13 protein-coding genes and 1 pseudogene are annotated in these 14,045 nt (G+C 70.6%); 4 read left to right on the top strand and 10 right to left on the bottom strand.

What is annotated here, in order from left to right:
* A partial coding sequence (locus OM076_RS43760; RefSeq protein WP_270046537.1) for an AzlC family ABC transporter permease occupies nt 1-753 on the bottom strand: 753 nt, incomplete at its 3' end.
* Nucleotides 754-784: 31 nt separating this feature from the next.
* Between OM076_RS43760 and OM076_RS43755 the strand changes: the two genes are divergently transcribed.
* Nucleotides 785-1,375, top strand: coding sequence for a CGNR zinc finger domain-containing protein (locus tag OM076_RS43755; protein WP_270046536.1), 591 nt, complete (start codon nt 785-787; stop codon nt 1,373-1,375).
* A gap of 18 nt (nt 1,376-1,393) precedes the next feature.
* On the opposite strand, the gene OM076_RS43750 is transcribed toward OM076_RS43755, so the two are convergent.
* The 5 genes from OM076_RS43750 to OM076_RS43730 all read right to left on the bottom strand — a co-directional run bounded on the left by OM076_RS43750 (nt 1,394) and on the right by OM076_RS43730 (nt 6,144).
* On the bottom strand, nt 1,394-2,479 hold the full coding sequence (locus OM076_RS43750; RefSeq protein WP_270046535.1) for a M24 family metallopeptidase: 1,086 nt from the start codon (nt 2,477-2,479) through the stop codon (nt 1,394-1,396).
* Between the two features lie 11 nt (nt 2,480-2,490).
* Nucleotides 2,491-3,798, bottom strand: a complete 1,308-nt coding sequence (locus OM076_RS43745) for a beta-propeller domain-containing protein (protein WP_270046534.1) — start codon at nt 3,796-3,798, stop codon at nt 2,491-2,493.
* A 49-nt stretch (nt 3,799-3,847) separates the two neighbouring features.
* Nucleotides 3,848-4,474: a CAP domain-containing protein gene (locus tag OM076_RS46650; protein ID WP_270046533.1), complete on the bottom strand. Its 627-nt coding sequence runs from the start codon at nt 4,472-4,474 to the stop codon at nt 3,848-3,850.
* Between the two features lie 72 nt (nt 4,475-4,546).
* Complete coding sequence (gene ilvA, locus OM076_RS43735; RefSeq protein ID WP_270046532.1) at nt 4,547-5,761, bottom strand: threonine ammonia-lyase; 1,215 nt, start codon at nt 5,759-5,761, stop codon at nt 4,547-4,549.
* Entirely contained in the window at nt 5,758-6,144 is a 387-nt protein-coding gene (locus tag OM076_RS43730) for a Rid family detoxifying hydrolase (RefSeq protein ID WP_270046531.1), read from the bottom strand. The genes ilvA and OM076_RS43730 overlap by 4 nt, the downstream gene beginning before the upstream one ends.
* A 19-nt stretch (nt 6,145-6,163) precedes the next feature.
* Here OM076_RS43730 and OM076_RS43725 point away from each other — a divergent pair, with 19 nt between their 5' ends.
* The 3 genes from OM076_RS43725 to OM076_RS43715 all read left to right on the top strand — a co-directional run bounded on the left by OM076_RS43725 (nt 6,164) and on the right by OM076_RS43715 (nt 10,763).
* Nucleotides 6,164-8,116, top strand: coding sequence for a thioredoxin domain-containing protein (locus OM076_RS43725; RefSeq protein ID WP_270046530.1), 1,953 nt, complete (start codon nt 6,164-6,166; stop codon nt 8,114-8,116).
* Between the two features lie 95 nt (nt 8,117-8,211).
* Nucleotides 8,212-10,290, top strand: a complete 2,079-nt coding sequence (locus tag OM076_RS43720; protein WP_270046529.1) for an MMPL family transporter — start codon at nt 8,212-8,214, stop codon at nt 10,288-10,290.
* Nucleotides 10,287-10,763, top strand: a complete 477-nt coding sequence (locus tag OM076_RS43715; RefSeq protein WP_270046528.1) for a hypothetical protein — start codon at nt 10,287-10,289, stop codon at nt 10,761-10,763. Before OM076_RS43720 ends, OM076_RS43715 begins: the two co-directional genes overlap by 4 nt.
* Here the strand turns inward: OM076_RS43715 and OM076_RS43710 are convergent.
* The 4 genes and pseudogenes from OM076_RS43710 to OM076_RS43695 all read right to left on the bottom strand — a co-directional run.
* Nucleotides 10,760-12,100, bottom strand: a complete 1,341-nt coding sequence (locus tag OM076_RS43710; protein ID WP_270046527.1) for a glutamine synthetase family protein — start codon at nt 12,098-12,100, stop codon at nt 10,760-10,762. The two genes, OM076_RS43715 and OM076_RS43710, sit on opposite strands and share 4 nt — an antisense overlap.
* Nucleotides 12,101-12,155: 55 nt before the next feature.
* A complete protein-coding gene (locus OM076_RS43705) occupies nt 12,156-12,422 on the bottom strand; it encodes a winged helix-turn-helix transcriptional regulator (protein ID WP_270046526.1) in 267 nt (88 codons plus the stop codon).
* A 102-nt stretch (nt 12,423-12,524) separates the two neighbouring features.
* Nucleotides 12,525-13,076, bottom strand: coding sequence for a carboxymuconolactone decarboxylase family protein (locus tag OM076_RS43700; RefSeq protein ID WP_270046525.1), 552 nt, complete (start codon nt 13,074-13,076; stop codon nt 12,525-12,527).
* 105 nt (nt 13,077-13,181) lie between these two features.
* Nucleotides 13,182-14,045: pseudogene (locus tag OM076_RS43695) on the bottom strand (hypothetical protein); the annotation flags it as partial.

The following is a 14,045-nucleotide window of genomic DNA, read 5'->3' as shown; positions in this document are numbered from 1 at the left end:
GCCGTCATCGCGCCGCGCCGAGCCGCGCCCGCCCGCACCGTCGCCGCGCCGCGCCGCGCCGCCCTCCGCCGCGCCCGCCTCGCGCGCGGCCGTCTCTCGACGGGTCCGCAGGCCGAGCAGCGCTGCCGCCGAAGCGGCCAAGACGGGGACGCCTGGGGGCGTGAAAGGCATCAGCACGAGCGCGATCACCGCGCCCGTCGCCGCCGCGGTCAGGGGCATGCGCCCGCGCGCCTCACCCACGAGCAGCACCGCGAAGAACGCCGGGAACATCGCGTCGAGCCCGAGCGCGCCGGGGTCGCTCAGCGCGGCGCCGGTGAGCACGCCGATCAGCGTCCCTCCGGTCCACGCGGCGGCCTGCGGGAGAGTCGCGCCGATCAGCACGCCGCGGTCGTAGGTGCCGTCGCCGCGGCTGGACAGCGCGAACGACGCGTCGACCAGGGCGAGCGACTGCGCCGCCCGCTTCAAAGGTCCGCCGGACAGGAACGGGCCCATCGCGAGCCCCATCGGCAGCCAACGGCCGTTCATCAGCATTCCCGCCGCGATCGCGGCCACCGCGCCGCCACCGGCGGTCAACACGGTGAGGGCGGCGAACTGCGCCGCGCCCGAGAAGACGATCAGGGACATCACAACGGGCGCGACCGAACCCATCACCGGCTGCGCGAGTACTCCGAACGAAAGCCCGATGGCGAGCGTCGGGAGGACCAGTGGCAGTCCGGCGCGCATGCCGGTTCGGATGTCGCTCGGCTTGTGCATTGCGGTCACCTTACCCTATAATCCCCAGTCAGTGGTAAGGGTAACCCCCGAATCGATAAAGCTTCAGGGCGGCGCGCTGTCGATCGACTTCGCCAACACCGTCGACTGGACCGAGGACGAGCAGGAGATCCCGGCGACCGACGCGCTGCTGGAGCCCGACTCGCTGGAGCGCTGGGGCGCGCGGCTAGAAGTTGCGGGCAGGCCTGGCGGCGCGGAGGAACTGGAGCTCGCGCGCGGCCTGCGCACCGCGCTCCATCACCTGTTCTCCGCGCTCGCGCGAGGCGAGGAACCCGACCAGTTCGCGTTGTCGCGCCTGCGCTTCGCGTACGCCCAGGCGGTTGCCGCCGGCACGCTCACGCTCCGCGAGAACGGCAGCTTCGGCCTCGACTGGCGCGAGGACGAGCCGCGGCGGGTGCGCTTCGCCGTCGCCGCCGACGCGGTCGCGCTGCTCGCCGATCCCGCCCGGATCGCCCGCCTGCACCGCTGCCCCGGCCGCGCGTGCGGGTGGATCTTCCTCGACTCCAGCGGCCGCCGCCGCTGGTGCTCGATGGCGACCTGCGGCAGCCGCGAGAAGATGCGCCGGATGTACGAGCGCAAGCGCGCCGAGCGCTCAGAGCACTGAGCGCCCGGCAGCCGCGCTCTAGAGGATGCGCAGCTCGAGCGGGTGCGTCGAGAGCATCACGGGGCCGTTGGGGCCGACGAGCACGTCGTCCTCGAGCCGCATCCCGCCGACGTCGGAGTTGTAGATCCCCGGCTCGACGGTGAAGATCATGCCCTCGCGCAGCGGCTCGTCCCAGTTGGGGATGAGAAACGGCGGCTCATGGACCTCGGTGCCGATCGCGTGCCCCGCGCCGTGCAGGCAGGCGCCGATCTCCGGATGCGCTTCGATGATCGCGCGCTGGGCCGCGTCGACGTCGATCGTCGTGTTGCCCAGGCGGGTGGCCGCGACCGCGTCGACGTAGGCCTCGTGCACGACCGCCCACGCCTTCTGCGCCCAATCGCTCGGCGGGCCGGCGGAGGCGCAGCGGGTGAGGTCGCCCCAGTAGCCGTCGCCGAACTGACCCGCGATGTCGGCGACGACCACGTCGCCCACCTCGAGCTTGCGCTCGCCGGGCGTGCCGTGCGAGTCGGCCGAGTGCGTGCCGAAGAGGATGTGCGGCTCGCAGTGCTTGGCACCGCGGCGCATCATCGCGAAGGCGATCCGCGCGTTGATCTCGGCCTCGGTCATGCCGGGCATGAGCGTCGCCCACAGTTCGTCGTACGCCGCCTCGATGTGGACGCAGGCCTTGCGGACCGCCTCGACCTCCTCGGCGTCCTTGGCCGCGCGCAGGTGCATGATCGTCTCGGTGGCGGGGACGAGCTCATACCCGGCCTCCCTTAGCGCGACCGAGCGGGCGAAGTTGAGGTGGTCCTCCTCCACACCGATCCGCTTGGCGTCGCCGAGGAAGGCGATCAGCTCGGGCAGGCCGTTGGAGATCGCGGCCGGGTACAGCAGCCGCTCGAGGCTCGTCGGGGCGCTGTTGGCGCTCTCGCGGTCGAGCGTCGGGGCGATCAGCGCTCCGGCGCCGCCGCGCTTGACGGCGACGCCGAAGAACCGCTCCATCTGCAGGCCCCAGAAGCCTGAGAGGTAAGCGATCGATGCGTCCTTGGTGGCGAGGACGGCGTCGAGGCCCGCCTCCTCGAGAAGCCCGTCGAGGGCGGCGACACGGGAATCGGGGCCGTTCATGGCCCTCGAGCCTAGTGCACGGTCACCGTCTTACTCATACTCGCACCCTTGAAGCTCAGCTTGAGCGTGAGCCTTTTGCCCTTCAGCGACTTCTTGATCTTCGGGAGCTTCACCGTGACCGAGCCGGCGCGCTTGGCGGTCGCGTGACCGGTCGCCAGCGCCTTCCCCCGAAGCGTGGCGGTGACGGAGACCTTGCCGGCCGCGGACACGGTGACCTTCACGGCCATGCCCTTCTTCAGCGCCTTCGCGGTCGCCTGGACGGTGCCGAACCGCGCCGTCGCGCGCGGCGTGGCCGTCGGAGACGCCGGGCCCGCGGCCGGAGCGGCGCCCGCAGGCGGAGTCGCCGGCACCTGCGGAGCCGGCGGGACGTACGCCGCCGCGGGCGGGTCGGCGGGACCCCAGTCGGGCTCGCTTCCGCTCGCCGTCAGGACGTGGTCGTCGCCGGTCGCGCAGACGTCGGCGCCGAGCTGCGTGAAACGCGTCGTCTCGATCCCGGCGCTGCTCTCGTACGCGAGGCCGGAGCCGTCCGGCGACCACGACGGGTCGCTCAAGCGCTCATCGCCGCCCGTCGTGCTGCACGCGGCGTCGGGGTACGCCGGCGGGAACTCGGTCTTGACATCGCCCTTGACGGCGAAGAACGCGAGCTTCTTGTTCGCGCCATAGTCGAAGGTGACCGCGAGGCGCTTGCCGTCGCGCGTGACCTCCCCGTCGCCCATGTCGCCGTTGGGGACCATCCACGGCTTCTGCGAGTAGTCGCCGGGCCCGAGGTCGTCGATCGAGACCTGGCTCCCGAAGCCACCGAAGACCAGCGTGCGCGAGTTGCTCACCCACTCCGGGTCGGAGACGCTGAACTGGTTGCCGTAGACGTCGACCGGCGTCGCCTCCGTCACGTCCGCCGCCGTGTAAAACGTCGAGCGCTGAATCGAACCGCACGACGACGCCGGCGGGCACGAGTAGGCGAGATACGCGTACGCGAGCTTGCTCCCGTCAGGCGAGAACGAGAGCTCGACCGGGCGGGCCGCGAACGTCCCGCCGTCGCCGGAGCGCGCCATCGGCGTGGTGATGGTGTGCAGCGGGCGCCCGTCGGGCGCCATCACGACGATCGGGCCGGTGCCCTGGACGGCGGCGACCGTCCCGTCGTCGGCCTGCGTGGGCGAATGCCAGCCGCCGCCGGTCGTCAGCTGCACCTTGCGCGCGCCATCCGGGCTGGACGACCAGACGTTCCCCTGGTCGATGTACACGATCGAGTCAGCGCTCGCCACGGCCGGCAGCGCGAGAGCGGCCAGACCGGCGGCGAGCAGGATCTTCGGGAGCTTCATGCGGCCCAACGTGCCGGACCCGCATTGCCGTGGCCTTGCCACGACTTTGTCAGCCGCGGGCGCCGAACTCGGCGGACACCGTCACGCCGGTGGTTTCGCCGGTCGGCGTCCCGAGGCGGACGGCGAGCCCGAGCTCGCGGTAGCTGCCGTTGAGGATGTTCTCGCGGTGGCCTTCCGAGTTCATCCACGAGTTCATGAGCGCCGCGGGCGTGGCGAGATCCCCATCGGCCCAGATGAGGTTCTCGCCGAGCGACCAGCCGTCGCCGGGACGCGCGTAGCCGGCGGAGAGGATCCGCCGGTCGAACGTGCCGCCGTCGGGCGTGTCGTGGTCGAAGTACCCGCGGGCGATCATGTCGTCGGTGTGGGCGCCCGCCGCTGCGTCGAGTGCACGGTTCTCGGCGAGCGCGCCGAGGCCGTTCTGGGAACGGATCTGGTCGTGCAGGCAAGCCAGCGCGCCGCGGATCAGCGCGAGGTTGCCCGCATCGGGGACCAGGCCGGTGTTGGTGCAGACCACCGGTGTCGCGGGCGCCGCCGGCGCACGCTTCTTGGGAGCGGGCTTGCGCTTCTTCTTGGCCTTGTGAACGACCTTCGTCCTGGCGTGCGCCGGCGCCGAACTGGCGACGCCGGCGAGGACGATGGCGAGCAGCAGGGAGGTGATCAGGGAGCGAACAGCCACGGTGCTCTCCCTGTCGGCGCTGGCACGTTCGCGCTCGACCCTGTGCGTCCCCCACGTGGGGGGTGGCGATGATCAGTGCAGGACCTGCGCCACGTACCCCTCGTCGTTCAGCGTGCTGAGCACCCGCTGCGCGTGCTCGTGCCCGCGCGTCTCCAGCACCATCTCGACCGCGGTCTCGCGCACGTGCAGGTCAAGGCCCTCGCGCATGTGGCTGACGTCGACGATGTTCGCGCCCGTCCCGGCCACGGCGGCGAGGATGCGCGCGAGCGCGCCCGGCCGATCGGGCACGCGGGTGAGCAGGACGAGGCGGCGGCCCGACTCGTTCTCGTGGCGGCGGGCGATCGCGGCCAGAAGTCCAGCGTCGACGTTGCCGCCGGAGAGGATCGCCACGGTGACCCCGTCCTGCGCCGGTTTGACCTGCCCGCCCAGCAGCGCGGCGACGCCGACGGCGCCCGCGCCTTCGACGACGAGCTTGCACCGCTCGAGCAGGAGCGCCATCGCCACGGCCGTGGCGTCCTCCCCCACGACGACGACCTCGTCGGTCAGCTCCATCAGCAGCGGGAGCGTGATCCCTCCCGGCCGCTTGACCGCGATGCCGTCGGCGATCGTCAGCGCGCTCGTGGCCACGATCGGCTTGCCGGCCCGCATCGACTCGGGAAACGGCGCGCACGCGGCGGCCTGGACACCCACGATGCTGACATCGGGACGTTCGGCCTTGATGGCCAGCGCGACGCCTGCGCACAGGCCGCCGCCGCCCACCGGGATCACGACCTTCTTGAGATCCGGGACGTCCTCGAGCAACTCCAGGCCGAGCGAGCCCTGACCGGCGACGATCGCCGGGTCGTCGAACGGGTGCACGAACGCGAGCCCGCCCGTCTCAGAGCGCTTGAGGGCCGCGACCAGGCATTCGTCGACGCTGTTGCCGCCGACGTGGACGGTCGCGCCGTGCTCGCGCGCCGCCTCCACCTTGGCCATGGGCGCATCGGCGGGTACGAACACCTCGCACGGAATGCCCATCTGCGCCGCGGCGGCGGCGAGCGCCTGGCCGTGGTTGCCGGCGCTGGCCGCGACGACCCCCTTGCTGCACTTCTCAGGGCCGAGCGCGGCGAGCTTGGCCGCGACGCCGCGGACCTTGAACGACCCGGTGCGCTGGAGGTTCTCCGCCTTGAGCACGACCGTTCCACCCGCGCGCTCGCTGAACGTGCGGGTGGAGAGCATCGGCGTGCGGCGAGCAACGGTCTCGACCGCCGCTCGTGCGGCTTTGACGTCGCTCGCAGTGACGGTCACAGCGCGATGACTGCGTCCATCTCGACCTCGGCGCCCATCGGCAGCGCGGCGACGCCGATCGTCGTCCGGGCCGGAGGGTCGGACGGGAAGAAGCTCGAGTACGCCTCGTTCATCTCCGCGAAGACGCTGATGTCGGTCACGTAGACGGCGATGCGGACCGCGTTCGCCAGACTGGTGCCGGCGGCCTCGGCGATGATCGTGAGGTTCTCCAGGCACCGCTTGGCCTTCTCGGCGGGCGTGTCGCCGACGAGCTGGCCATTGGCCGGATCGAGATGTACCTGACCAGAGACGAAGAGCAGGCCGTTGGACTTGACGGCGTGCGAGTACGGCCCCGCAGCGGGCGGGCCGGGGTCCGCGGTCACGGTTTCGCGAGAATGGGACATAGGAAGGAACGTATCCAAGATGCCGAATCGCCTCGCCTCTGAGACATCCCCATACCTGCTGCAGCACGCCGAGAACCCCGTGGATTGGTATCCGTGGGGCGACGAGGCGTTCGCGCTGGCCCACTCGACCGATCGCCCGGTGCTCGTCTCGATCGGCTACGCGGCGTGCCACTGGTGCCACGTCATGGAGCACGAGACCTTCGAGGATCCCGAAGTCGCCTTGGTGATGAACACCCACTTCGTGTGCATCAAGGTCGACCGCGAGGAGCGGCCCGACGTCGACGCGATCTACATGGACGCCGTGCAGGCGATGACCGGCCAGGGCGGCTGGCCGCTGAACGCCTTCCTGACCCCGGACGGCGTGCCGTTCTTCGCCGGCACGTACTTCCCGCCCGAGCCGCGGCACGGGTTGCCCTCCTGGAGGGACCTGCTGGTCGGCATCTGGAACGCGTGGACGACGCAGCGCACGGAGATCGACGAGGCCGCGCGGATGAACGTGCCGCGGCTGCAGGGCGCGGCGTTCATGGAGGCGCCCGCCGAGGACATCTCCCCCGCGTTGCTCGACACCGCTGTATCGAGCCTCAAGCGCGCGTTCGACGCCGAGCACGGCGGCTGGGGCGGCGCGCCGAAGTTCCCGGCCACGTCCGCGATCGAGTTCCTGCTGGCGCGCGGCGAGCTGGCGATGCCACTGCAGACCTTGCGCCGGATGGCCTCCGGCGGGATCTACGACCAGATCGGCGGAGGCTTCGCCCGCTACTCCGTCGACGCGCGCTGGCTCGTCCCGCACTTCGAGAAGATGCTCTACGACAACGCGCTGCTCGCACGGGCCTATCTCCATGCCTACCAGGTGTCGGACGAGCCGCTCTTCAGGCGGGTGTGCGAGGAGACGCTGGACTGGGCGATGCGTGAGCTGCGCCAGGACGAGGGTGGGTTCGCTTCGTCGCTGGATGCCGATTCGGAGGGCGTCGAGGGCAAGTTCTACGTCTGGACGGTCGACGAGATCCGTGCTGCGCTGGGCGAGTTGGCCGACGTCGCGATCCAGCATTTCGGCGTGACCGAAGGCGGCAACTTCGAGGGCGCGAACATCCTCGTGCGGGCGACCTCCGACCCGGCGGAGCTGCGAGCCATCAAGACGGGGCTGCTCGAGGCGCGCTCGTCGCGGGTGCGGCCGGCGCTCGACGACAAGCGGCTCACGAGCTGGAACGCTCTGATGATCTCGGCACTGGCCGACGCGGGCGCGGCACTCGGACGTGCGGACTACCTGGCCGCGGCGGTCGCCTGCGCGGAGTTCGTCGAGCGCGAGCTGCGCGATGCGTCCGGTCGGCTGCTGCGAACGTTCAACCGCGGCCGCGCGAAGCTCCCCGCCTACCTGGAGGACCACGCGTATCTCCTGGAGGCATACCTGACGCTGTACGAGGCGACGTTCGACGCGCGCTGGTTCTCGCGCGCCGTGGCGCTCGCCGAGGACCTGTTGGAGCACTTCCACGACCCCGAGCGCGGCGGCTTCTTCTCCGTCTCGGACGACCACACGGGCTTGATCGCCCGTCGCAAGGACCTCGAGGACGCGCCGATCCCGTCCGGCGGGTCGGCCGCGTGCTTCGGCCTGCTGCGGCTGGCCCGCTTCACCGGCGACGCGCGATACGAGGACGCGGCCCTGTCGTTGATCAAGCTCCTGCACACCGTCGCCCCTGAGCACCCGTTGGCGTTCGGGCACCTGCTGCGCGCGATCGACTTCCACCTCGGCCCGGTCCGGGAAGTGGCATTGGCCGGCGACGACGTCTCGGCGCTCGCGGCCGTCGTGCGCGAAGCGTTCCTCCCGTACGTCGTGCTCGCCGGAGGCTCTGGAGACATCCCACTGCTTCACGGTCGTGTCCCGGTCGACGGCATGGCCGCAGCGTATGTCTGCGAGCGCTTCACCTGCCAGCTTCCGCTGTTAAGTCACGAAGAATTGGCAAAGTCGCTGCAAAGCTGACTTGTTTCGTTACACCTGGGCACGCCATCCTGCGCTGGTGAGTCGAGCTGATGCGAACTGAGAGCCCTCCAGACGCCGGCGCCCGTACGGTGAGCATGACGTCTCGCCTGCTGACGCTTCCGGCCGGTCACACGGCGAAGTGGATCGTTCTCGTCGTTGTCGTGTTGATCTACGGCGGGCTCGCGAGCCAGGCGGGCAAGCTCGAAGGCGCGCAGAAGAACGAGTCGAGCTCGTGGCTGCCGACCGACGCGGAGTCGGTCAAGGCGCTGGACGCGGTCAAGCGGTTCCCGGGCGGCGAGCTCGCCCCCGCGGTGATCGCCTATGAGCGCCGTGGCGGGCTCACCGCGGCGGACAAGGCCCGCATCGACGGCACGGTCGCCAAGCTCAACGCCGACCGCAAGCCACTCGTGCTGGAGGCGCAGCCGCCGGTCTACTCCCCCAACGGCGCGGCCGCGCTCATCGTCCAGCCGGTGCAGCCCGGCGACGGCTCGGGCGACACGTTCCAGACGGCGGTGCAGTCGATCCGCGACCGGATCGGCGAGCCGGATGCAGGCCTCGACGTCAAGCTCACCGGTGCCGCGGGCTTCAGCCTCGACGCCATCAAGGTCTTCAGCGGCATCAACGGCACGCTGCTCTACGCGGCCGCGGGGATCGTGCTCGTGCTGCTGATCATCATCTACCGCTCGCCGATCTTCTGGGCGATCCCGTTCTTCAGCGTCCTGCTCGCCGAAGGCGCCTCGCGCGGCGCGGGCTACCTCCTGGCCGAGGCGGGCGTGACCATCAACGGCCAGACCGGCGGCATCCTCCCCGTGCTCGTCTTCGGCGCCGGGACGGACTACGCGCTGCTGCTGGTGTCGCGCTACCGGGAGGAGCTGCGCCGGCATGAGGACAAGCACGAGGCCACGGCCATCGCCCTGCGCAGCGCCGGTCCCGCGATCCTGGCCTCCGGCCTGACCGTGATCGCCGCACTGCTGACGCTGAGCATCGCGGAGGTCAATTCGACCGCGGGCCTTGGCCCGGTCGGCGCGATGGGCGTGGCGCTGGCGATGATCTCGATGCTGACCGTCCTCCCCGCCCTGCTGGCGATCTGCGGGCGGCGGGCGTTCTGGTCGCCCGGCCTGGACACGATCCCCCACCCCGGCCAGACGGGTACCGACGAGACGCACGGGTTCTGGCGTCGCGTCGGCGACCGCGTCGCGCGCCATCCGCGGCCGGTCTGGGTGCTCGGCGGGATCGTCCTGCTCGTGCTCGCCGCCAACGTCCTCAATCTCGACACCAGCCAGACCACCGGCAACCAGTTCCGCGGTTCGGTGGACTCCGTCGAGGGCCAGCAGGTGCTCTCGCGCAACTTCCCGGCGGGGGCGTCCGCCCCGGCCGACGTGATCGTCGGCGATGCCGGTAAGGCACAGGCGGTGGCCGACGCGCTCAAGGGCGAGAAAGCGCTCATCAGCGATGTGCGCGTGGCCGGACGGGGCGACGCGGGAGTGCAGCTCTCGGTGACCTTCAAGGACGACCCGTACGCCTCGACGACGATGGACACGATCCCGCACCTGCGCGCGGTCGCGCGGCGCGCCGGAGGAGCGAGCACGCTCGTCGGCGGTCCGACTGCGCAGGAGTACGACTTGCGCGTCTCTGCCACCCGCGACAACCAACTGATCATCCCGCTGACGCTGCTGGTCGTGTTCGCGATCCTGATCGTCCTGCTGCGTTCGCTCGTCGCGCCGCTGCTGCTGATCGTCTCCGTGATCGTGTCGTTCGCAGCTGCGCTCGGGACGGGCATCTTCGTCTCCGAGCACATCTTCGGCTTCACCGGCGTCGGGCCGACGCTGCCCCTGCTGGCCTTCGTCTTCCTGGTCGCGCTCGGGATCGACTACAACATCTTCCTGATGGCTCGGGTCCGAGAAGAGGCGATCAAGCACGGCACGCGCGAAGGGACGCTCCGCGGGCTCGCGGTGACGGGCGCGGTGATCACCGGTGCGGGCATCGTGCTCGCCGGCACGTTCGGCGCGCTCGCCGTCCTCCCGCTGGTCGTACTCACCCAGATCGGCTTCATCGTCGCCTTCGGGGTGCTGCTGGACACGTTCGTCGTGCGATCCGTCATCGTCCCGGCGGCAGTGATCGACACCGGCCGGCGCGTGTGGTGGCCGTCAACGCTCTCACGCGAAGACGGGTGAAGCTCGGCGCGGCAATCATCGGTGTCGTCGTGGTCGCCGTCGTGGCGATGCTGCTGATCTTCGGCGGCGACGACCCGGAGCTCTCACCCCAGGATCAGAAGACCCCCACGGCGACGGCCACGCCCACGGCGACGGCGACGCCCGCAGCGGCGGTCGCGAGCGCCGGCGTGCTCGGCGTGCGCATCGGCGATGGGAAGCTCCAAGTCACGCCCACCACGATCACCCGCGACGGTCGCATCCTCTCGCTCGCCTACGAGAACACGACCGGCGCGGCGATCGAGGTCGTCTTCGCCAAGGGCGATCCGAAGGGCGCCAAGGCGATCCAGCGCGAGCTCGTCACCGGCGCGGTCGTCCAAGCGGACCAGCAGCGCCGCGACGCCGTCCGGATCGACCCGGGTCGCTACACGGTGCTGCTGCGCTCACCCGACGAGACGAGACCGCCCACCGACGCGGTGTCGGTCACCGTGCGTTAGAGAATGGCCAGGTAACGCTCGAGCTCCCACGGCGTCACCTGAACGCGGTAGTCCTCCCACTCCTGACGCTTGATCTCCACGTAGCGGTTGAAGATGTGCTCGCCGAGCGTGCGCAGGACGAGCTCGGACTCGGCGGTGACCTCGATCGCTTCGCCGAGGGTCTCCGGCAGCTGCTCGATGCCGAGCCGGCGGCGCTCGTCGGGCGAGAGGTGGTAGAGGTTCTTCTCCATCGGCTCGGGCAGCTCGTAGCCGCGCTCGATGCCCTCCAACCCCGCCTGCAGGAGCACCGCGAACGTCAGGTAGGGGTTGCACGCGGGATCGGGCGAGCGCAACTCCATGCGCGTCGCGTTCTCCTTGCCGGGGTGATAGAGCGGAACGCGCACGAGGGCGCTGCGGTTGCGCCGGCTCCACGCGACGTACACCGGCGCCTCGTAGCCGGGAACGAGCCGCTTGTAGGAGTTGACCCACTGGGCGAAGATCGAGCAGATCTCGCGGGCGTGACGCAGCTGGCCGGCGATGAACGCCTTGCCGACGTCTGACAGGAAGTACTTGTCGTCCGGGTCATAGAACGCGTTGTGGCCGTCCTTGAACAGGGACTGGTGGGTGTGCATGCCGGAGCCGTTCTGACCGAACAGCGGCTTGGGCATGAACGTCGCGTGCCAGCCGTACTTGAGCGCGTACTCCTTGACCGTGATGCGGTACGTCATGCAGTCGTCGGCCATCTTCAGCGCGCTGGAGTAGCGCATGTCGATCTCGTGCTGCGAGGGACCCACCTCGTGGTGGGAGTACTCGACGTCGATGCCGAGCCGCTCGAGCGCGAGCACGGTGTCGCGGCGGACGTCCGAGCCGGCGTCGAGCGTCGTGAGGTCGAAGTAGCCGCCCTCGTCGAGCACTTCGGTGGAGCGGTTGTCGCGGAAGAGGTAGTACTCGAGCTCGGGGCCGACGTTGAACGCGTCGAAGCCCATCGCGTGCGCGCGCTCCTCCGCGCGGCGGAGCACGTGGCGCGGGTCGCCCTCGTACGGGCGCCGCTCGGGCGTCTGGACGTCGGCGAACATCCGCGCGACGCCGGCGCCGTCCTCAGGGCGCCACGGCAGCACATTGAACGTCGTCGGATCCGGCACCGCGATCATGTCGGACTCCTCGATGGCGTTGAAGCCGGTAATCGAGGAACCGTCGAAGCCCATGCCGCCCTCGAAGGCGTCATCGAGCTGTTCGTTGGAGATCGAGAACGACTTCAGCTGCCCGAGGATGTCGGTGAACCACAGGCGTACGAACCGGATGCCGTGCTCCGCGACGAGCGCCTTGACGTCTTCAGGTGTCTGGGGTCGATCAGCCATAGCGGCTGGAGGCTAATGGACCGGACGGCGGTGACGGGTGGACGTGCGGTCGGACCTAGTCCAACCAGCGGTCCGCCCACGACTTCAGCTCCGCCATCGCGGGCGCGAGCTGACGGCCTTTTTCCGTCAGCTCGTAACAGACTTTGGTCGGCGTGCCGTCGCTGACGTGGCGCTCCACGATCTTGCGCTGCTCGAGCTCCTTCATGCGCTCGCTGAGCAGCCGGTCCGACAGGTCCGGCACCGCGTTGGCGATCTCCGTGAACCGCAGACGACCGCCGTGCAGGAGGACGTACAGGATCGCGCCGGTCCAGCGCTTGCCCACGAGCTCGACAGCCTCGTGGTAGCGCGGGCAGCACTGACTGCACGTGTGGGATTGATCGTGTTGGTGTTGGGCGGTGGCGCCCATAGCTCTCTCAGTACTGCATTACGCCGCGCGCAACACGCGCGTCTCCTCCACCGACCCGTCCACGGGGACGTCGCCGGCGATATTCACCATCGCCGTAAAGGATTCCATGCTCAGCACCGCGATGGCTTCGAGAAGCTGTTCTTCCGACCAGCCTGCTTCCCGTGCTTCTTCGTGGAGATGCTGTGGGAAGTTCGCGCGATCGCCCAGCAACGGGCGCAAATACCGCAGCAGCGCGGCCTCCGCGGCATCCCCGGAGTCCCAGCGCTTGGCGCGTGCGACCTCGTCGATACCCAGGCCGACCTGCCGGCTCGTGCGGGTGTGAAGTTGCAGACCGGGCTTGGAGCCGTAGTGCTCGGCCACCGCGAGCCCGATCCGCTCCGCGCTGTGACGGGGCAGATGCCCGTGCCTCAGCTCGGCCCGATACCGCGTATAGGCCTTCAATGCCGCCGGCGCGCCCGCCAGCACGCCGAGGAAGTTCGGAAGTTGCCCTGCTGCTGACGACGCGCCCTTGAGAATGGGCAGCGATTCTTGCGGAGCCGTCAGATCGTCGTGGATGGGGAACCGACTCATCTCAGTTTTAGGCATACGCCACCGCCGTGGGGGAGCTGGGGGGCTAAGACTTACAAGACGTAAGTCTATGTCCACGGCATGAGGCCCGCAAGAGCGGGACGTCGTTTATTGACCAGTAGTTAGAACAGCGATCAGCACGAGCACGAACCCGAGCAGCACCGCGTAGCCGACGATCCGGTCCGGGCTCGCCCCGATCCGCTCGATCGCGGTCCGCGGCGGGCGCTTCGCGCGCGGGACCGGCATCCGGTCGGGATGCCCGGTGATCGTCACCGTGCGACGACCGGGCACGTCCTCGGCGGCCGGCACCAGCTCATGCGCGGGCTCTGACGCCTCGAGCACGACCGTCAGGCTCTCCCCGGGCGCGAGCGCAAGCTCCTTGCCGGGGTCGGGCTCCAGCCACGAGTCCACCGGGCGCTTCCCCTCGTCGGGCTGGACGGCCGGAATGTCATCGGTCCACGACTCAGCGGGGCGGCGAGCGTGACGGCGCTCGGGCGCCGCGGGTGTGCGGGCGGCGGGGGCATCGTCGTAGTCGGCCGCAGCGCGGCGGGCGGGCGCGTCGTAGTCGGCCGCAGCGCGGCGGGCGGGCGCGTCGTACTCGGCCGCAGCGCGGCGGGCGGGCGCGTCGTACTCGGCGGGGACGCGACGGGGCGCGTCGGAGTCAGCGGCGGCGCGGCGGGGGGCGGGCGCGTCGTACTCGGCGGCCACGCGACGGGGCGCGTCGTAGTCAGCGGCGGCGCGGCGGGGCGCGGGAGCGTCGTACTCGGCGGCGGCGCGACGCGGCGCGGGAGCGTTGTACTCGGGGGCGGCGCGACTCGCCGCGGGCGCGTCGTCGTACTCGGCGGCGAAGCGCGACGCGGCCTCGGCGTACTCGTCCGCGGCGGCGCGGCGCGGGGCGGCGTCGTCTCCGGCGGCCCGGCGCCGGGCGGCGGAGTCGTCGCCCGCGGGAGCCCTGCGCGGCGCGGCGTCTGC

The sequence above is a fragment of the Solirubrobacter ginsenosidimutans genome (genome assembly GCF_027587205.1).
This window is presented reverse-complemented; position numbering and strand designations above follow the sequence as displayed.